Below are 20,800 nucleotides of genomic sequence, written 5' to 3'. Positions count from 1 at the left end.
TTCTCCCCTCCTCTCCAAATCCTCGTCGAGAGATGTACTTTACGAAGGCCCTTATCGACAAGGCGCTTCAAATATGCGGCCATGTTGATCCCGATAACGGCAGTACTGAACGCCATTTCGGGTCTGCGCGACCCCGACCAGCGTTCCTGCTGCAGCGCCAATCGCAGCACCGGTAAGCGCACTGCGCGTATTGCCGCCAATCGCGGCACCAGCGAGACCACCGATTGCAGCACCGCCGACGCCATATCCAGCGGTTCTCTGCTCCGAAGACGTACAAGCACTCGCGGCAAAACCGACAGCGGTAACAACCAACACGCTGAACATGTATCTGTTCATGACATCCTCCCTCCAAGGCAGTGAGCGTCAGAATTAATTCCAGGTTAGTCAGAATAGAAAATATCTGCATGTCACCAAAACATATGCTGCTTTGGCACTTCATCCAGTCGACCTAGAGTTGCAGAGTATTGAACTTACTTCGATTTTTAGAACAGACCGTGTAGGGACTTATCTACGGCCGGGCCGATGCCACCGATCAACGCGCACGACGCGCCCATCACGCGCTCTAACCTCAACTCGTAATGCCTGCTGATTGCGCGTGCCGCGGATGACATAGTGTGGTCTGCGGCAGTCGATTTCACGAACATTCGTCAAACCGCGCATTGCAAGACGCCGGGAGGCTTCTCTACAGGTTAAAGATCGACCGTTGTTCAATTCCGTACCAACAACGACGCTTCTGTGCATAGGACGCGCGTTTGCGTCAATGGAGAAAAAAAGCGTAGATAACGCTGCCAGAAGGATTACGGCTTTCGATGCAGGAGCAATTGCATACATCTGTGACCCTCCACTTTGCTATGGATTATTTGAATATAACTACATTTAAAACTTAACAGCAATCCCTTTTATTTAAGTTCGCAGATAAACAATAAGCCAACCTACCGCGTAACGTAGATTGGCTTATTGCGACTGACTGGTGTTGTAACGTCAGAAAATGCGGATCATGACATGCTGGCAACCACTGAAAACCGGGTTATGGCTAAACCGCACCTACGGCAACATGGCTTCGGCTTTTGAAATGCCGTTGAGCTGGAATGAAAATGCCAGATCTCGCCCATCTCGTGACTTGAGCGCCGTTGTCATGGTCTTTCCGCCACGCAGCGCTTTCAGCCATTGGGCATCGACCTTCGCATCAGCATAGCAGCCACCCGCATCGCAGCTTTGCCATGTGAGCGAGCCCACCTGCTTTTCATCGATCAGAATTTTGACAGGATCGGTCAGGCTTACCCCATAGGGCAAAGTGAATGCAGCTGCGGTTTCAGGCTTGCCGGCAACACGGGTAAACGATGCTGTCGCCACACGCTGGCTCTGATTGCCTTGTCGCATCACGATGCTCTGCGAAACTTCACATAGCAGCTGTTCCGGCTGCAACTGATTGGAGCATGTCATCAGCCAGAGCGGTGCCGCCGGAGCGGCGTTTTGGTCGGCTTGTTGCGTATCGCTCGCCGCAGCTGGCGGAACCTGCGCCAAGGCAGCAGCAGAACCGCAGCTCATCATTGCAGTCATAGCGATCATCGTTGCAGTCAGTCGGTTCATGGTCTCTCTTCTCTAACGAATATTCTAGAAACGCAGGCCCAGATTCACAGTGGCCGTGTGACCAACCGTGTCGTCGCTCCATTGGCCTTGATAACCAAAGGTCAAACGTGTGGTGTTCTTGGCATCGTAGAATGTCAGACCAGTGTCCACACGCCCGGTCAGGTCGCCAGTCTGGCTATAATTGCGGAATGTACCGTCCGCACTGCTCGCACCAGCGAAGGTTGCGTTGATGAAGACGTCATTCTTATTGGCAAAGCTGACCTCGCCACGCAGATAAGCCTGCATCCACAATGTGCTGGTGATCTGTGTCTCGACGCCCACTTCAAGCGATGGCGTTGCCGCCAACACCCATTGACCCGTGCTGTCCAGCTCCAACCCGTAATTGGTGTTGTTTTCCGAAGCGCTGCCCGAATAGATATAGCTGGCATCGAAATCGAGCGCAGGTCGCAGATAGACGGCACCACCATCGGGTCGATAGTGATAGGCGGATCCTAGCCTGAAATTGGCCTGGCTAATCCGTTGTTTCGCGGTCGCCGTTCCCCCGATCACGAGATCCCCACCGGGCAAAGCGCCATAAATATCGATCAGACGTGTGCTGTCATATTGCGCTGTCGCGCCATTGAGAATTCCGTAAAGCTCCCACGGACCCTTATACTTCGACAGAGATACACCCAGCATTGCCCGCTGGCCGTCTGCCGAAAAGCGGTCGCCGCTCGTCAGACTGAAATCTTCAAAGCCCGTTCCGAAGCCCAGATAGAGATCCTCCTTGAGAGGCATACGAACACCGGCATATAGGCCGGCGGTCTGCGTATCGAAGCTTCTATACTGAAACGAGGAGTTGCGATCCAACGTGCTGGCACTGCCTGTGAACCAGTAACAACTATGATCATCTCCCATACGGGCTGCGAAATTGTCGTAGCCGCAATCAGCCATCGTTCGCGCAAAGCGATAACCGGACTGCAAGGCGTCAACCTGCGTCGTGGCATAGTCCTCCGAGCCAAGATTGTCGACCGCATTGAGGACTTCGGCACTGGTCTGCATGTTGGCAATCAGTGCGAACATCGGTCCCATACTGGTTGAACCCTGTCCCGACAGCACCCGTGCGATATGTTCTGCGGTATTGGTCTGATTGCGGTTCATGCCGGGCATATGGAAATCGGCATGTGGGATCAGGTCGATAGTGCTACCGTCACCAGTCGGTCCATTCAACCCGATTTCATAGCTCATCACGGCAGTACCAAGCACCGTCGTACCGGCATTGGCGGTTGTTCCGCCTGCATTGATGAGCACCAGCGGACGTAAACGGTCCAACTGATGGAGCACCGGATTCACTGTGCCGGCAATGGTGGCATTGCCGGTGACATTGATCAGATCACTCGCGCCGCCAGCGGCTGTATCCTGACGGAAATAGACATCTGCCGTGTAGGCCGCCGTGCTGCCGAATGTCAAAGAACCGTTGACTGCGGTCGTCTGGCTGACATTTTCGGTCACCTGCAGATCCGAAGCAGCCATACGGGCGCTCAGGGCTGTATTTGGCACATAATAAGCGACGCCGCCCAGAGACAGATTGCCGTCGATAGTCAATTGACCCGACGCGCCAAGATTAACTTCATCCTGGGCGTAGAAGGTTGCACCTTGCTGAACCGTTACGCTGTTGGTGCCGCCACCGAGATCGATGTTACCAACCGCGCGGCCATTCAGCGTCACTTGTTCGGAACCGCTTCCTCCACTGATGATACGATTATTGAGCGCCATCAGGAAACTGTCGGAATAAAGAGACAGCGTATTGGCCATCCCGCCATCTATCATGATGGCGGCTGTTTTGGAGGCGATGCTGTCGGCAGAACGTCCGTCGCTGCCACCGACTATAACGCCGTTCAGTGCAATATCGATATCGCCTGCGCCGTCGTTGCCTTCAGATTGCGCCAATACGGCAATGCCGCGTTCACCAAGCGACAGAATATTTCCTGTCAGATCAAGCGCAAGGCTTCCGCCACTGCCTGCGCCGCCAGCGCTACCATGGAACAAACCGTCGACACTGCCGCCACCGCCACCGAGGCTTTGTGCCAATACGCCGATCGAGTCCTTACCCATCACCATGACGTTGCCGTTATTGGTGAAATCGATTGCACCGCCACTACCGCCATTACTATCCGACAGCAGCAGATTGACAGCCGATGGCGCCAGATCCGTTCCAACCAGACCACCGCCGCCGCCAATACTTTGCAGAACAAAGCCGTGGGAGCGGTCACCTGTTGTCGTGATATCGCCGCTATTCTGGAGGGTGATGGCTCCACCATCGCCGGTTGAGCCATCGCTTGCGCCAAGAGTAATCGTGGCCTGATCGAGGCTGGTCAGATAGACTTCACCGCCACCTGCACCGATGGACTGAACGATCTGACCGCTGGCATTATCGCCTAGCGTGCTGACTGTGCCGCTCAGGTTTAGGGTGATATCGCCGCCATTGTTGCGGAAGGAAGGATCTGCGCCGAGCGTAACCACTGCGTTGCGCTGACCGGAGCTTCCGCTACCCGATGCACCTGCAATGATCATGCGCCCACCGCCGCCGCCGATAGATTGCGCGAGACCGCCGCTGGAAAGATTGCCGAGTGTCGTGACATCTCCAACACGATTGGCAGTCAGATCACCGCCTGAAGCATCATCTGTGTTGATTGCGCCCAGCATCGCGCTCAGGGCGATATCACCATTGCTGAGCGCGCCGAGTGTCGTCGTCGACATACCGCCGCCGCCGCCGATGCTCTGGAGCAACATGCCCGCCGAACGATCTGACGTAGTGACGATATCACCGTTGTGCGTCTGGTTCACCGATGCTCCTGCATTTCCATCCACGTCATTGCCGCCCAGCGACAACGAGCTGCTCAAGGACGCAACTGATGCGCCGCCCGCGCCTTCTTCCGAAGCTGCCGCGAAATCGAGGAATGTATCCACATTGCCGCCGCCGCCATTCACCGACTGGCTGAATATGGCCTGACTGCCTGCACCGGTGACAATGATGTCGCCCGTACTGTTGACCGTGACTATGCCTGCGGTGCCTTGTGTTCCAAGGCGTGCGCCAAGCACTGTCGAGATGACGTAATCTGCCGCCACGACGGCCGGAGTGGAGATTGAAAGCGCAGCATTGCCGCCGCCACCACCGACCGACTGCGCGAAAATGCCATAGCTGTTCTCGCCGCTGACACGGATCGTGCCACTGTGGTTGACCGTGACATTCCCACCGTCTGCGCCATCGCCGCCTGCGCCGCCAATAGCGATCTTGGAGTAGGATTGGCCTCTCGCCTGATTGACCAGATCATTCAACGACAATGCAACCGCCATGCCGCCATTGCCGCCGCCACCGCCAATGGATTGGGCCAGCACGCCATAAGACTGTGCACCCGATACGCTGATTTCGCCAGTGTTGGTAACTGTGACATCGCCAGCCGCATTACCGCTGCCACCGGAACCGCCGATATTCAGCGCCATGGTCGGATTGGCTTCCGTTCCCTTCTGCAGGGCCAGACTACCGGTTATCGAGTAACCACCATTGCCGCCGCCGCCGCCAATGGACTGAGCCAGGATACCATGCGCCTTGTCGCCACGGGTAACAATGAGGCCGTCATTGACGACATTGACCGCACCGCCGGTACCGCCCGTGCCACCAGCCCCGCCGATACCGAGCTGCAAGCCCTGCTCCGTATTGGCCGTGCTGGCAGGTTTGGTGACCGTAACGGAAAGAACCTCACCGCCATTACCGCCGCCGCCGCCAATTGATTGGGCGAAGATACCGTGGCCTTCGTCGCCATCGGTTATAATTCTAGCGTCAAAGGCGTTGAAAACGTCCACAGTGCCACCGGCACCGCCAGTACCACCAGCCCCACCGATCAACAGCGCATTGCGTGTGCTGTTATCGGCATCACTACCAGCAATGATGTTGCGAACATGCTGAGCGTCACCCCCGCCGCCGCCAACAGCCTGGGCAAAAATGCCTGCCGCCTGCTTGCCCTGCGTACCGATATCGCTAGTGTTCGTCACGCTGACATTGCCGGAAACAGCACCCGTGCCCCCTGTGCCGCCAATTGCAAGCGTCGACGTGCTGGCAATGGTCGAGCGAAGATTGACAATCGTATTCTCGACCAAGCCGCCTTTGCCGCCGCCGCCGCCAACAGATTGCGCCATGATGCCATGAGCGCCATCTCCAAGGGTGGTGAGAACGCCGCCATTTGCGACGGTGACATCTCCGGAAGACATGCCATCGCCGCCAGACCCGCCGATATTAATCGAAGTCGTTGTGCCGATTTCGGTGCCTTTAACCAGGTTCTTGATAATACCAAGCGGAGATGTACCCGCTTTTGCATAGCCACCTGTACCACCGGCACCACCAACGGACTGGGCCAGAATACCAATCGAGCCGCTGCCCTCAGTTGCAATGCGCGCAGTGCTCGCCACATCGACATCGCCTGACGTGCCACCACTTCCGCCCGTGCCGCCAATATTCAACGAATAGGACGTCGCCTTCCCGGCCGAGCCGGTTGCACCGCCGCCATTGCCGCCGCCGCCGCCAACAGATTGCGCGAAGATGCCATGCGAGTCGTCGCCAAGCGTATACAACAAGCCATCGGCTTCGACCGACACATTGCCTGAAGTGCCGCCTTGACCGCCTTCCAGACCAACGCTGACCGAGAAACTGCTGCCGGTCTTGTCGCCATCTTTCGGTGTCGTCAAGGAGACTGATGTTGCCGAGGAATTGCCGCCACCGTTGCCGATCGACTGCGCAAACAGAGCATGCGATCGGTCGCCTTGTGTACGTATCAGACTGTCGCTTCTCACCGTGACGTCGCCAGCGGAACCGCCAGTACCGCCAACACGGCCAATGGTGATGCCGATATTGCCATCTTCGCCACCTGTGGAGAGCACGTTATAGCCGGCATTACCGCCGCCGCCGCCAACCGATTGCGCGAAAATGCCGTGCGCGTCATCACCAAACGTATCAACGATGCCGGTATTATCAACCGTGACATTACCTCCTGTGCCGCCAGCGCCCGTACCGCCGCCGATAGCCATGCCGAAACCCTTGTTCTTGGAAGCATCTCCCGTTTCAAAGACCAGCCCGGCATTAAATGCAGCGTTACCGCCGCCGCCGCCAAGCGATTGTGCGAAGACGCCGTAGCTTCCGTCCTGAAGGGTAACAATATCGCCAAAATGGCTGATATCCACCTGACCGCCATTGCCCGCATTGCCCGCAGAACCACCGACCGCGATGATTGCGGAATTGACAGTTTTATTGCTCCCGCTGCCGCCCCCACCGGTCGAGGTTTCGGCCTTATCAAGCGTGTCCGTAATGCCGGTAACCGCTGACGAATCCACACCGTTATTGACGGTTTCCTTGCGGTCGCCAGCAGAACCGCTATCGCTACCGGAGCCAGTGGTTTTGCTTATACCGAGAACTGCGTTGATCCCGGCATCACCACCGCCACCGCCAATACTGCTTGCTTCGATACCATGCGCACCAACGCCGTCGGTCAGGATCAGTCCCGCCGACTGAAGCGAAGTTCCTCGTGTGACAGTGACATTGCCTGCATTGCCGCCGCTGGTGCCTGTACCACCAATGCCGATACCGACCGGCGTGCTGTCCTTGGTCGCGACTGCTGTTACATTGATACCACCAGTACCGCCGCCACCGCCGACCGACTGCGCAAGGATACCGCGGGAGTGATAGCCGTTCGTTGAGATGTCACCGTTTGAAACAACATCGACGTTGCCAGCATCGGCACCCACACCGCCATAGCCACCAAGCCCTGCAACGATACTGAGATCGGTTGCACCGCCGGAACTGTTGGAACTGCCCCAGTTCAACTGTCCGCTGACATTGAGCGCGCCATTACCGCCGCCGCCACCGATAGATTGCGCCAGAATGCCGTGCTTCCAGTTACCCTCGACCGCAATGGTGCCTTCGTGGTCAACGCTGACATCGCCCGATACGTTGCCTGCACCGCCCGAGCCGCCAACACCAAATGTAACTGATGGGATCTTGCCGTCTTTGCTGAGGGCTATACCGCCTGAGACGTTCAGCCCACCATTGCCACCGCCACCGCCGATGGATTGCGCCAGAATACCAGCCGAACCTTCTGTGTCAGGTAGTTTGTCATCGCTATTAAACAATCCGAGGTCGACGAAGAGCGACTTGAGACCGAATGAATCGACCAATCCTGTTGTGGTGTCGACCACCGAGTTACCCAACACATCGCGCAGTTTTGTTTCAAAGCTCTGGTCGGTCGGTTTTCCGAAATCGCTGGGATCCGTCGTGACCTGAATGTCGGCGCGCGCAGTAACGGTGACATTGTCCGCGCGGCCCGCATTGCCGCCCATACCGCCAACACCGACGATCAGCGATGTATCCGAAACGATCCCGCCAGAAACATTCATGCCACCATTGCCGCCACCGCCGCCAATGGACTGTGCGAGGATGCCCGAACGTCCCGTACCATGGGCAAGGATGGTGCTACCATCCCCGACATTAACATCGACCGTACCCGCATCGCCACCGACACCGCCAAAGCCACCAACGCCGATCAGCACGCCGTAGGACTTGCTGTTATCGGATTGGCCTTCACCGGGCTTGCTGCTGATTGCGACGCCACCGCTGACATTCAGGCCGCCATCACCGCCGCCGCCGCCGATGGATTGCGCAACCAGACCATCCGCGCCTTGCGTTTCATTGAGCGTGACGCTGCCATCGCTGTTGATGGTGCGTGGCAGCGCGGTCAGCGCGCCTGTATAGGAAAGGCTGACAGCTCCTGCATCGCCGCCACCGCCGCCAAAGCCGCCGACACCAGCGGAAACGGAAAAGATCGTGCTTGATCCGGATGGCTTAGTCAAAGCCAAAGAACCTGAAATATTGGTACCGCCGACACCGCCACCGCCGCCAAGGCTTTGAGCCATCAGACCGGTAGAACGGTCGCCGAATGTATTGACTGTTCCGATCACATCGAGATCAACAGACCCGGCATTGCCACCCGCGCCGCCAAACCCGCCCAGACCAAGCGATACCGCCGCGCCCGATTGACCCGTGACGCTGACTGCGCCTGAAACATTCAGGCCGCCCGTACCGCCACCACCGCCAACCGACTGTGCCATCACGCCTATGCTCTGATCACCAATGGTGGTGATGTTGTCATGGTCAGCCGTTACACGGACTTTACTTGTTACGTCGCCCGCATTGCCGCCACCGCCGCCGAAACCGCCCAAGCCGAGTGATGCTGCGCCGCCACTTTGTTGCGTGAGGTTGACCGTGCCGGAGACATTCATCCCCCCATTGCCGCCGCCGCCGCCAAGGCTTTGCGTCACAATGGCCGAGCTTCTGTCGCCGATGGTGAGGACGCCGCCGGTCACATCCGACGCCGTCAGAGCCCCTGCATCAGCACCCGCACCACCAAATCCACCCAGACCAAGCCCGACAGCCGCACTTGTCTGACGCGACAAAGATACGGCTCCACTGACATTGAGACCGCCATTGCCACCGCCGCCGCCGAGGCTTTGGCTGAGAATACCGATAGAGTCGTCGCCCAGTGTTTGAACGTAGCCGATAACCGTCTGATCAACGGACCCTGCAACACCGCCATCGCCGCCAAAGCCGCCGATACCCAATCCAAGAGATCCGGAAAATTGCGGCGCGACCGAAAGACCGCCGGAGATATTGATGCCACCATTACCGCCGCCGCCGCCAAGGCTTTGTGCGACGATACCCGACGAACGGTCGCCGAACGTGAAGACATTGCCTGAATAGCTGCCGGTGACATCGCCAGCATAGCCGCCAGAACCGCCGAAACCGCCAATACCGACAGCTGCAACACCTGAACCGTTGCCCGCAATACTGACCGCACCGCTAATGTTGATACCGCCATTGCCACCGCCACCACCAACAGACTGAACCAGCACGCCGGTCGAATCCACGCCAAGCGTGACCACATCACCGGTAAAATCATTGGTCGCGGTATCTGCGTGACCACCGTCACCGCCAAAGCCTCCGATGCCAATGCCGACAGCACCGCTGTTCTGCGCAGCCAGACTAACGGCACCGGAAACATTGATCCCGCCATTACCGCCGCCGCCGCCAAGCGATTGCACCACTACACCAGCGGAACGATCCCCCTGGGTGACGACATTTCCGGTCATTTTTCCAGCAGCGGTCCCAGCATCGCCGCCACCACCGCCCGAGCCGCCAATGCCGATGCTGGCCGCACCCGATCCATTGCCTGAAAGGCTGACGACACCGGCGATATTGATTGCGCCATTGCCACCACCGCCACCGGCGGACTGGACGACCACACCGCTCGCATCATCGCCCGACGTTTGGACATTGCCGTTGATCGTGCTGTCTGCTGCGGCGGCGTTGCCGCCATCGCCACCACTGCCACCCAGTCCAACGGCAACACCGCCAGCGCCTGTACCGGCTGCTGTCACTGTTCCCGATACATTGAGACCGCCGTTGCCGCCGCCGCCGCCAAGTGACTGGACGACCACGCCGCCAGAGCCGTTACCTTCCGTAATAACATCGCCGGTGAGAACCGATGTGGCATTGCCCGAAGCGCCGCCAGCGCCACCTGAACCGCCGATGCCGACAGACGCACCGCCGGCCCCGGTTCCTGCGACTGCAACCGTCGCCGAAACATTCATGCCGCCATTACCGCCGCCGCCACCAAGTGACTGAACGAGCAGGGCCGTCGAGTTGTCGCCGATTGTGGTGAGATTGCCTGTGACCTTGCTGCCAACTGTACCACCTGTGCCGCCTGCTCCCGCGCTACCGCCGAGACCGACACCGACTGCACCCGATCCGGTTCCCGCACCGGTACCGGCTGCCGAGACATTGAAGCCGCCATTACCACCGCCGCCGCCAATCGATTGTGCGACAACAGCCGACGATTGGGCACCATGAGTCAGCACATCATTTTCAACCGTCAGGTTGACCGTGCCACCGTTACCGCCGCCAGCGCCGCTACCGCCTAGACCGACCGAGATCGCACCTGCTCCCGTACCTGCACCGGATACCGTTGGCGTGATATTGAAACCGCCATTACCGCCACCGCCGCCAACCGACTGCGCCAGGACACCTGTTGAAGCATTGCCGCGCGTTTCAATATTCGCCGTCGTGTGGGCGGTTACCGTTGAACCATTACCGCCGCCAGAACCACTACCACCAAGTCCGACGCCGACCGAACCTGCACCAACACCTGCAACGGACAGCCCGGCACTGACATTGAAGCCACCATTGCCACCGCCGCCGCCAATTGACTGTGCAACGAAGCCAGATGACGCAAAGCCCTCCGTCAGAATCTCTCCGTTCGATGTCGCGTTGACCGCGCCACCGTTGCCGCCACCCGCACCATGGCCACCGAGGCCCACGCTGACCGTTCCGGTTCCAGTTCCGGCACCGGCAATCGATCCGGAGACATCGAAACCACCGTTACCGCCGCCGCCGCCGATGGACTGCGCGACAACGCCTGACGAACGATCCCCTTGCGTCCAGACATAGCCGTTGCTGGTAAGCGTGACTGTATCGCCCTTAGCGCCCGTGCCACCACTACCGCCCAATCCGACGCTGACCGCACCGCTGCCGACACCCGATCCGCTCACAGCACCGGAAACATTAAACCCGCCATTGCCGCCACCGCCGCCGACAGATTGCGCCAGAATGGCGGTGGAGTCTTTACCTTCCGTCGTTACGTTTCCGTCGACCGTTGCCGTGACCGTGGAACCGTCGCCGCCGCTACCGCCCGAACCGCCAAGTCCGACCGAAACCGAACCGCTTCCAGCACCCGCTCCAGACAAGGTTCCCGATACGGAGAAACCTCCATTACCACCACCGCCGCCGATCGATTGCATCACGACGCCCGCGGCGCGTTCGCCTTCAGTTCCAACATCGTTATTGATATGGGCGGTCACCGCGCCGCCCTTACCGCCAGCACCAGCTGAACCACCAAGTCCAACGGACACCGCGCCTGCACCGGCACCCGCGCCAGCACCACCAGCTGCAACAGAGAACCCGCCATTGCCGCCGCCGCCGCCAATCGACTGGATCAAAATTGCGCCGGAGTCGTCTGCCTCCGTCGTAACAACGGCATCCACCTGAGCATTCACCGCGCCGCCGTTGCCACCGCCATCAGCCGAACCGCCAACGCCAACGCTGACTGTCCCGGCACCGGCGCCACCACCCGCAAGCCCCGCTGCGATTGAATAACCACCGTTACCGCCACCACCGCCGATTGACTGGGCAACAACCGCAGTCGAAAACTGACCGGTCGTGCGGATCAGGTCGCCACCGGCGATAAGGTCGACCGCGCCACCGGTACCGCCGCCCGCACCACTTCCACCTACGCCGACACTAATATTTGCCGCAACGCCTGCGCTGCCCGCAACACCGGCTGCAATGCTACCGCCGCCGTTACCGCCGCCGCCGCCAATCGATTGAGCAATCAGAGCAGACGAGCTGTTGCCGCGTGTCGTAATATCGGAATCCGTGTAAACACGCACCAATCCGCCACTGCCGCCAGCGCCTGCTGAGCCACCAATGCCTACGGACAGATTACCGGAAAAGAGGAGAGACCCGCCGCCCGTTGCAGCCACCGCGAGACCACCGTTACCGCCGCCACCACCAACCGATTGAAAAATCATACCGGCGGAGCGCTCGCCCGTGGTCACAACACTACCGGAGAAGCCCGGCGCGACCAGATTGCCGCTTCCATCGACGGTGCCGACAAGGACTTCACCGCCCTTACCACCTGCGGCGCCTGATCCGCCAACGCCGACAGCCAAAGAACCCGAAACCGGGCCCCCAGCCGCTGCGACTGAAACCGCGTAACCGCCATTACCGCCGCCGCCGCCGACGGATTGCAGTATGATGCCTGCCGCATCCGCACCACCGGTCTGGATAGCGGCATCACCACTACCGGCCAATATAGCAGTTCCGCCGTCGCCACCGACACCACCCGATCCGCCCACGGAAACAGAAGCAGCACCGAAAGCACCGACTGCCACGCTGACAGCGCCGCCGCCATTACCGCCACCGCCGCCAATGGACTGCGCGAATACGCCGGTTGACCGGTCTCCGGTCGTTACAATCCGGGAAGGCTGGCTGGCATCTGTGTCGGAAAGCGTCACATTGACCTGACCGCCAGCACCACCCGTACCGCCTGCGCCGCCGACCGCAACGCCAACAAAGGCCCCTACTGCACCAGACGAGCCGCCATTACCGCCGCCGCCGCCAATCGATTGGGCTAGGATGCCCATTGCATCCTGGCCGCCGGTCGTGATGACGCCGTCATTGGTCACGCTAACCGCTGCCCCGTCCCCGCCGCCGCTGCCGCTGCCGCCAACCGCGACCATACCTCCGGTCGAACCACCATCACCACCACCGCCGCCAATCGACTGCGCGATAATCCCGCGAGCGCCGTCACCTTCGGTAACGATACGACCAAGATTGCTAACAGAAACGGCCGACCCGCTACCGCCCTTCGAACCGTTTCCGCCAATGCTCACCAGACCGTAGGCGTTTGTCCCCTGACCGCCGGAGCCGCCAATGGATTGTGCCATAATGCCATCGGCGAGATCGCCTTTCGTATAGATCGATCCGGTTCCCGCATTCGTCACACTGACTTCACCACCGGATCCGCCGTTGGAGCCCACGCCCCCAAGTGCCAACGCAACCAGACCTGCCGCCGTACCACCAGCACCGCCGCCACCGCCAATCGACTGCGCCATGATCCCGCGTGAAGCCAAACCATGCGTTTCAATGGTGCCGCCATTCGTGACGTTAACCTCGCCGCCGCTACCGCCATTGTCGGCACTGCCTATGAGCGAAACCAACAGGTTGCTACTCGCCCCTGCAGATCCCCCGGTACCACCGATGGATTGTGCAAAGATGCCGTTTGAGAAGTCTTTCTCTGTCAGGATGGTCGCACCGGCGAAGGTTTTGACGTCAACCTGCCCGCCATTCCCGCCATAACCACCGTCGCCCGCAGTACCGACAAGCCCCCACTGATCGCCACCTTGACCGCCATTATTGCTGACGCTCAGAGCATAGATGCCGTGGGCATTCGTTCCGTTGGTGGATATCGCACCGTATTGGTTGACCGTAACCTGCCCGCCATTGGAGGAATGACCGCCAGTGCCGCCGCCAGGTGCAGCATAACCACTGCCGCCGTCTCCGGCTTCGCCGCTCCGGCTATAAGCAAATATGCCATAATGATTATCGCCGCTTGTCTGAATCGTGCTTGATGCAGCCTGCGTCGCAAGAACAGTTCCGCCAGCGCCGCCATCACCACCATCGCGACCGCTCCAGAAACTGGCATAAGAATTACCGCCTTTACCGCCATTTCCGCCGACGCTGCCGATTTCCCAACCCACATTGGAAGTCGCGTTGACATTTGTCGCTAAGGTTTTCTCGTTGGTTGGTCCGGTCGCGCCATCCCCACCTGAGGATGGCGGAACGAACAGCGCCCCGGCCCGACCATTGCTGCCATTTTTGCCGTAGTTGACTTGCTTTACGCCATTGGGTCCATTCACATCGACCGGCGGAGTGAGCGTTCCTTGAGTGTCAGAACCACTGAAATTGGCTTCAAAATCTGTGGTCTCCTGACCAAGTGGGATCTCTACACTCCCAGATGCAGTGGCACTGGTGACCACAGCCTGACCGCCGGTAATAGAGGCGACCGCAAAAGCGACAGGCGGCGCGTCGCCGTTATAGAAAACTTCGCCAGCGGATTTTACCAGGAACGTATAGCCATCCTGGGTCTGAACAAATGCAGTCGTTCCAGCTGTCGCCGTCCCCGCGGGGTCAACGACCAATGCAGTGACGGTGGTCTCCTCCCCAGTCAGTGGATTTGTTACCGTTTGACCAGGCACCGATGTCTTCGACGGTGCAGGCGGCGGGTCAGCAGCAAAAACTGTGGAACTACCAACCGCGAGGTAGATACCTGCCATAACCGCAAACTGCACCGGCAAACCCGCCGACGACTGATGCCCACGCGCACGCTTCCTGTTTTTCATGACGGTCCCACCCGGTCCCGCTGCTGCCCCTCAACCTCCGCACGCCGCGGTCACGCGTGCAGAGTCGCAGTCCGATGTCTGAAAACTAGAAACTGATCTTGGAATGCCCCAGTATCGACCATAGAGACCTGACGACTCGGCCAGGAAAAACTATGTTCGATAATAATTACCAGCTTAATTGTGATAAACCGCATTGGCAAGATTATTATTCAAGCTATTACTCATTTAAGAATAGTCGCTATCAACCGTTGTAGAGCGGCCAATTCTATACTTCGTATGCCGCCGGGTGGCGTGCGTCGACAACACTCCCGAAGCCTTTGAAAAATCACTCTTTCAGGCGAAAATTCCTGACATCTACGCCTTATAGCCGAGACGTTCCGAGATTTTGCGTGCGGCTTCGACGGTGCGCGCGATCTGTTCGTCCGTTGGCACTTCACCGACCGATTGAACCATGTCGACAATGCCTGTCGCCCCGCACACCATCCCCGATGCGTCGAATACCGGGCTTGCAAGCGTGTTCAATCCGAGAGCCGTCTCATGCGGCGCGACCGCCCAGCCATGTCGTCTGATTTCGGCAAACTCCTTCTCCAGCACAGCGGGTTCAATGATCGTGGAGGGGGTGAAGGCTTCGAGCTGCCCCGTGAGCACACGGGATTGAAATCCTGCTGACGAAAACGCCGCGGCAACCTTGCCCTGCGCAGAGCTATGAAACGATAAAAGCGACCCTACGCGCACGCCAATTTCAATTGGCGAGCGCCCGGGAACCGTCGCAATGACAAGCATCCCGTCCGGCGTGAGCTGGGAAGCGACAGCGGAATGTCCAAGCGCATCCCGCAGTGCAAGCAGCGGATCATAAGCGGCGTGCACCATGCCCGCATTGTCAGACACCGACTGCACCAATGAAACCAGCCTGTGACCGACCTCGTAGCGCTCGGAATCCTCGTGTTGAAACACATAGCCCTGGCGCACGAGCGTCTGCAGATGTCGATGAATACGGCTTTTGCTGGTGCCTAATGCTTTAGCAAGGCTGGTCACGCCGACGCCCTTTGCGGTGCGCACGACCTGTTCCAATACCTGCATTGTTAGAACGACAGACTGAAGGCTGCCACCGTCTTTTTCATCGTCATCGACCATGCCAGATCCTCAATCGATATTCTTTGCACGTTTATACAGAGCGATTCTCACTATGAAAACAACCGGACAGACGACCCAAGCAACCTTAGCGCTCCCGCGCATTCAATGTCTTACCCTCCCCCTCCGCCGCCAAGGAAACGAGCGCCCAATCATACCACTTGACACCGATAGTCGATTGCTTGATAAAAATCAGAACAAAGTTCCGCTGAACGGAACATTGTGATTGAGGAGGATGGAATGACGACCGCTGACACAACTTCTGCCGATGAGCTTCATCATCAAATCAATGATATTCTGCGCGGCGGCGTTGATCCGCATGTCCATAGCGGTCCGTCAATTGCCCCAAGAGCTCTGGATCATCTCGAACTGGCGCGCCAGTTGTCAGAGGCTGGTTTCATAGCAGCTGTCACCAAGGATCACGATTATTCCGGCGTCGTAGCGGCGCAGCTGATCCGAAAGCACCACCCGGAACTCACGACGAAGATTTATTCGAGCATTGTGCTCAACAATGTTGTTGGCGGGCTTAACCCCTATGCGGTCGAGCATACCGCAGCGCTAGGCGGGAAAATCGTGTGGCTTCCCACGCTGGCCGCTGAAAATCATCTCCGCTGGGAAAAGACATCCGGCTGGGCGCACCCTGCCTCCACCCAGAAAATGCGCCCGGCAACGGCCGTTCCGCTTTTCGATGCCGACGGTAGAATGCTTCCCGAACTTCTCGATGTCCTTGATGTTATTGCGGCCAACGACATGGTGCTTGCAAGCGGCCATATTCATGTGTCGGAAACCAGAACCGTTTTCGCAGAAGCGTTGAAGCGTGGCGTCAAACGCCTGGTCTTTACCCATCCTGAAGACATCGTTGGCGCAACACCTGAGGATGCCCGCGAGATTGCCGACATGGGTGCCTATGTCGAACATTCTCTGGCCTTCTTCCTCGACGGCTCGAAATTTCAGACACGCGATAGGCAGGATTTCCGGGCGCATATCGATGCCGTCGGTACGTCTCGCACCATTCTTTGCTCGGACCTTGGGCAGGTTGGAACCTATAGCCCCCTGGAAGGCTTCCGTCGCGGCGTCACGACCTGCCTTGAGCTTGGCTACCGCGATGGAGACATTCACGACATGGTGGCGCAAAACGCCGCCGATGTTCTCGGACTGAACGGCTGAGCAATCGATTGCTCCGGCCCACCCTGACAAAGAGGATCAGGGACAATAATCGCCTTTGGGAACAGCCGGGTGCAATGAGACCCGACTTTGGGAGGACAACATGTTTCAATGGTATCGCGAGCTCAACGCTCCCGAACGAAAGACCTTTCACGCTTGCTATGTCGGCTGGGCAACGGATGCGCTCGACACACAGCTCTTCAGCTTCTTGATCCCGACACTGGTAGCCTTATGGGCAATTACCAACAGTGAAGCCGGCTGGCTTGGAACATCGGCTCTGATTTCCTCGTCAATCGGTGGATGGATCGCCGGTATCATGTGCGACCGTATCGGCCGCGTCACCGTCATGAAGATCGCTATTGCCTGGTTCACTGTTTTTACGATTGCCAGTGGCTTCGCCAATTCCTACGAACAATTGCTTGTCGCCCGCATTCTGTCAGGCATTGGCTTCGGCGGTGAGTGGGCAGCTGGCGCGGTACTGATGGGCGAAGTGATCCGACCTGCCTATCGCGGCAAAGCGGTTGGCAATGTGCAAAGCGCCTACGCTGTGGGCTATGGCTTTGCCGCATTGTTGTCGTCAGTCCTGTTTGCTACCATGCCACCTGAAAATGCCTGGCGCTGGATGTTCTGGATCGGCGCGCTCCCGGCATTCTGGGTGTTCTGGGGATTGCGTGGCGTCGAGGAACCCGAAGTTTTTCTCAAGACCCGCAAGGCGCTTGCTGACCGTGGAGAGAAGATCAGTCCTTTTGTGATTTTCCACCCGCGCTATCTGAAGACAACAATCCTGTGTTCATTGCTGGCGCTTGGCATTCAGGGCGGAGGTTTTTCAATCCTGATCTGGCTACCAACCTTCCTCAAGTCGCATTACCAGATTTCATCGGTCACTGTTGGTTACTACGTCTTTGTCATGACCTTCGGCTCGTTCGTCGGCTATATCGTTGCTGCCTATCTTTGCGATCTGATTGGACGACGTCGCAATTTCTTCCTGTTCACAGTGCTGAACTGGATTATCATTCCGATCTTTCTTTATACCCCGCCGATGGGTGCACTCTCCCTCGTCATTAACTTCATGCTCGGCTTCTCGCTGCTCGGAATCTATGCCGCTCTTGGACCCTACTTCACGGAGCTTTTCCCCAACACGATCCGCGGTAACGGTCAGGCATTCTGCTATAATTTTGGCCGCGCTGCGGGTGCTTTCGGCCCCGCAATTGTCGGCATGATGGCGACCGGCAGTTTCCTGCCGCTGCGCGATGCAATGGCTCTGTGCGCCATGCTGGCCTACATCTTCGTCCTTGTGGCCGTTGCACTTCTTCCCGAAACCAACGGTCGCGATCTCAGCTTCGAGGATGACCAGCCAATTGCTGGAAAAGAAGACAGCACTGTCGGCGACGCCTCCGGAACACAAACAATTTGAGGATGTGTCAGGTGAAACAGCCTTCAGATAAAACACAACCAAGCTTACGGTCCCGTATCCGGAACGGTGAACTGCTGATCGGCAGTTTCATCAAGACGCCCGCACCGCATATCGTTGAGATTCTCGGCTTTGCGGGCCTCGATTTTGCAGTCGTCGATCAGGAACATGCCCCGATCAGCATTGCGCAGATGGATATTCTGGCGTTAGCCGGACGTGCAGCAGGTCTACCGCTTCTCTCTCGTCGGTGGGGTAACTCCACCGACTGGATTGCCCCCCTACTCGATCTCGGTCTTGAAGGTGTCATGGTTCCTCATGTCATGGATGCGGCGCAGGCCGCCGCTGTCTGTGATGCTGTCCGCTTTTCCCGGGGCAAACGCGGCCTTTCTCCTTCGCCGCGCGCAGGCAACTACGGCAGTTATGGCATTGCCGAATATCGAACCCATTGTGATGCGCAAAACGTAGTGATGGCGCAAATCGAAGATCAAGCAGCGCTCGCTCGACTGGATGAAATCGCACAAGAACCGGATGTCGACGTGCTCTTCGTCGGCCCAGCCGATCTCTCTCAATCCATGGGGGTGGGTTTTCCGTCGACGGAACTTGATACAGCCATCGAAAAGGTTATCGACGCTGGCAAGAAAGCCGGCGTTGCTGTCGGACTATTTGTCGGTAATGCCGCTGATGTTCCGCGCTGGCACAAGCTTGGCGTCACCGTCTTCGTGTGCGGATCAGATCAGGCGCTGTTGCGCAAATCAGCAGCGCAAATGCTGGCAACAGCCAGGGAATGAAAGGAAACCCAATGTTTAAGGACAAGGATCCACGAGCAGACCTCTTTGCTGCCGCATCCAAGCCGAACCCCACGGGTCTCATCGCCGAAGAACAGCTGGCAGAGTTTTATGCCTCAGCTCCTGATCACACGGCTCCCGGCGAGCGCACTTGGTTCTTGCGAGGATGCAATTTCATTCTCGCCTATTCGGAGCTTGAACCGGGAACGGTATTGGAACGCAAAACCCAAGCCGACGAATATGTTCTTTATCTCGCAGACCAGAACCACATCGCCACGGTCGAATGGGGCGGCGTGACAACTGAGGTAGCAGGCAACTCGGTCACATTTATTCCGCCGGGTGACAGCCTTATTACCTTTCCAAATGGCGCAAACGTAGTCCGACTCTTCACAGTCGCATCCAAAGACCTCGTAGAAATGGCGCCAAATGCCCACGCCTACGACAAGTCTCGCAAACATATACCGCCCTTCCAGTCGTGGCCCCAGCCCGTTGGCGGGTGGAAGGTGCGCTCTTATTCGCTGGCGGTTCCCGACGAGCCGGGACGCTTTGGCCGAATTTTCCGCTGCACCACCTTCATGATCAATGCTCTCCCGGCCCAAAATGGCCCGCGCGACCCTGCCAAGATGTCGCCACATCATCATGATGATTTTGAACAATGTTCACTGGCATTGGCTGGGAGTTTTACTCACCATCTGCGTTGGGCTTGGACGACGGATATGAGTGACTGGAAACCTGATCAGTCTATAGAGGTCAAATCTCCATCAGCTCTCGTCATTCCACCGCCGGTTATTCACACAACACGGGCAACCAGTGAAGATCGCAATGATCTCGTAGATATTTTCTGTCCGCCACGCATGGATTTTTCGCTGAAGCCCGGCTGGGTCCTCAATTCTGACGACTACCCGATGCCGCAGGATGGTGCGCCCAAACAACCATAAACCGGTAGACGGCACTAGTTGATATTATACCCGCATATCCACATACGGCATGAAATTATGCCGTATGTGGACCAACTATCACTTTGTTTTTAAGCCTAACTGGCGCGTCAGCCAATCTGGCTTTATGGCAGCTCGAGAAAGTTCAAGGTCGGCAAATAGCCTTTCTTGCGACAGTTCCGGCATATCGGATGCACGCGGCGCTCCACTCGTGCGGCTGACATGCATCAACACCTGTTCGCAGAGAGCAACGTCCTGCCCGCCCTCATTCAGTATACGCATGAATAAGTGCATACGCTTGCGATCTGCATCCAGAACAGTCAAGTCCACACTCAACGCTTCACCGACATGACACTCTTTCAGATAACCAATACGGCTATCGAGCGTATACAGCGTGGCATTATTTGCCTCGCGATAAGTAGCGTCGATGCCAATTCGATCCATATAGGCAGTCGCGGCATCCGAAAAGACAATGCCATAGGCATAGTCCCCCATATGCCCGTTATAGTCGATCCAATTTGATGAGACGGACGTTCTATAGATGAATAAAGGGCCGCTCATTCTCACTTCCTCCGTTCAAACCAGGCATAGAACTCTCCGACGATACCTTTACGGAAGAGGATGACACATGCCATGAAGATGAGGCCTGTGACGATTGTGACTGGGAAGTCGGATGTTGCGAGATAGTTCTGGAGGGCGACGACGAAGGCGGCACCGACGATGGGGCCGATCAGCGTGCCGAT

General features: G+C 57.9%; 9 protein-coding genes and 1 pseudogene. 4 read left to right on the top strand and 6 right to left on the bottom strand.

Going from position 1 to position 20,800, the window contains the following annotated elements; genetic code table 11:
* Window positions 1–51 precede the first annotated feature (51 nt).
* From QBD01_RS15715 to QBD01_RS15700, 4 genes are all read right to left on the bottom strand, one after another.
* Window positions 52–336, bottom strand: coding sequence for a glycine zipper 2TM domain-containing protein (locus QBD01_RS15715; RefSeq protein ID WP_182522044.1), 285 nt, complete (start codon window positions 334–336; stop codon window positions 52–54).
* 708 nt (window positions 337–1,044) lie between these two features.
* Window positions 1,045–1,590 carry an invasion associated locus B family protein gene (locus tag QBD01_RS15710; protein ID WP_182522045.1) on the bottom strand — a complete coding sequence of 182 codons (546 nt, stop codon included), beginning with the start codon at window positions 1,588–1,590 and terminating at the stop codon, window positions 1,045–1,047.
* 24 nt (window positions 1,591–1,614) lie between these two features.
* Window positions 1,615–14,631 carry an autotransporter outer membrane beta-barrel domain-containing protein gene (locus QBD01_RS15705; RefSeq protein WP_182522065.1) on the bottom strand — a complete coding sequence of 4,339 codons (13,017 nt, stop codon included), beginning with the start codon at window positions 14,629–14,631 and terminating at the stop codon, window positions 1,615–1,617.
* A 354-nt stretch (window positions 14,632–14,985) separates the two neighbouring features.
* Entirely contained in the window at window positions 14,986–15,765 is a 780-nt protein-coding gene (locus QBD01_RS15700) for an IclR family transcriptional regulator (protein ID WP_182522046.1), read from the bottom strand.
* Between the two features lie 237 nt (window positions 15,766–16,002).
* On the opposite strand from QBD01_RS15700, the gene QBD01_RS15695 reads away from it, so the two are divergent.
* The 4 genes from QBD01_RS15695 to QBD01_RS15680 all read left to right on the top strand — a co-directional run bounded on the left by QBD01_RS15695 (window position 16,003) and on the right by QBD01_RS15680 (window position 20,060).
* Window positions 16,003–16,929 carry a DUF6282 family protein gene (locus QBD01_RS15695; RefSeq protein ID WP_182522047.1) on the top strand — a complete coding sequence of 309 codons (927 nt, stop codon included), beginning with the start codon at window positions 16,003–16,005 and terminating at the stop codon, window positions 16,927–16,929.
* Between the two features lie 100 nt (window positions 16,930–17,029).
* The gene (locus QBD01_RS15690) at window positions 17,030–18,340 is read left to right on the top strand and encodes an MFS transporter (RefSeq protein WP_182522048.1); all 1,311 of its coding nucleotides are present in this window, start codon (window positions 17,030–17,032) and stop codon (window positions 18,338–18,340) included.
* Between the two features lie 11 nt (window positions 18,341–18,351).
* On the top strand, window positions 18,352–19,125 hold the full coding sequence (locus QBD01_RS15685) for an aldolase/citrate lyase family protein (RefSeq protein ID WP_210277333.1): 774 nt from the start codon (window positions 18,352–18,354) through the stop codon (window positions 19,123–19,125).
* An 11-nt stretch (window positions 19,126–19,136) separates the two neighbouring features.
* Window positions 19,137–20,060, top strand: a complete 924-nt coding sequence (locus tag QBD01_RS15680) for a hypothetical protein (RefSeq protein WP_182522063.1) — start codon at window positions 19,137–19,139, stop codon at window positions 20,058–20,060.
* Window positions 20,061–20,138: 78 nt separating this feature from the next.
* On the opposite strand, the gene QBD01_RS15675 is transcribed toward QBD01_RS15680, so the two are convergent.
* Together QBD01_RS15675 and QBD01_RS15670 are read right to left on the bottom strand one after the other, a co-directional pair.
* Entirely contained in the window at window positions 20,139–20,618 is a 480-nt protein-coding gene (locus QBD01_RS15675) for a thioesterase family protein (RefSeq protein WP_182522050.1), read from the bottom strand.
* Between the two features lie 2 nt (window positions 20,619–20,620).
* A pseudogene (locus QBD01_RS15670) lies at window positions 20,621–20,800 on the bottom strand (branched-chain amino acid ABC transporter permease); the annotation flags it as partial.

The organism is Ochrobactrum sp. 19YEA23 (assembly GCF_029909865.1).
Taxonomy (GTDB): domain Bacteria; phylum Pseudomonadota; class Alphaproteobacteria; order Rhizobiales; family Rhizobiaceae; genus Brucella; species Brucella gambitense.
This window is presented reverse-complemented; position numbering and strand designations above follow the sequence as displayed.

Coding starts and splice junctions, on each gene's coding strand:
- QBD01_RS15710 (WP_182522045.1), bottom strand. CDS start 1,590: ATGAACCGACTGACTGCAACGATGATCGCTATGACTGCAATGATGAGC.
- QBD01_RS15705 (WP_182522065.1), bottom strand. CDS start 14,631: ATGAAAAACAGGAAGCGTGCGCGTGGGCATCAGTCGTCGGCGGGTTTG.
- QBD01_RS15680 (WP_182522063.1), top strand. CDS start 19,137: ATGTTTAAGGACAAGGATCCACGAGCAGACCTCTTTGCTGCCGCATCC.
- QBD01_RS15675 (WP_182522050.1), bottom strand. CDS start 20,618: ATGAGCGGCCCTTTATTCATCTATAGAACGTCCGTCTCATCAAATTGG.
- QBD01_RS15690 (WP_182522048.1), top strand. CDS start 17,030: ATGTTTCAATGGTATCGCGAGCTCAACGCTCCCGAACGAAAGACCTTT.
- QBD01_RS15715 (WP_182522044.1), bottom strand. CDS start 336: ATGAACAGATACATGTTCAGCGTGTTGGTTGTTACCGCTGTCGGTTTT.
- QBD01_RS15700 (WP_182522046.1), bottom strand. CDS start 15,765: ATGGTCGATGACGATGAAAAAGACGGTGGCAGCCTTCAGTCTGTCGTT.
- QBD01_RS15695 (WP_182522047.1), top strand. CDS start 16,003: ATGACGACCGCTGACACAACTTCTGCCGATGAGCTTCATCATCAAATC.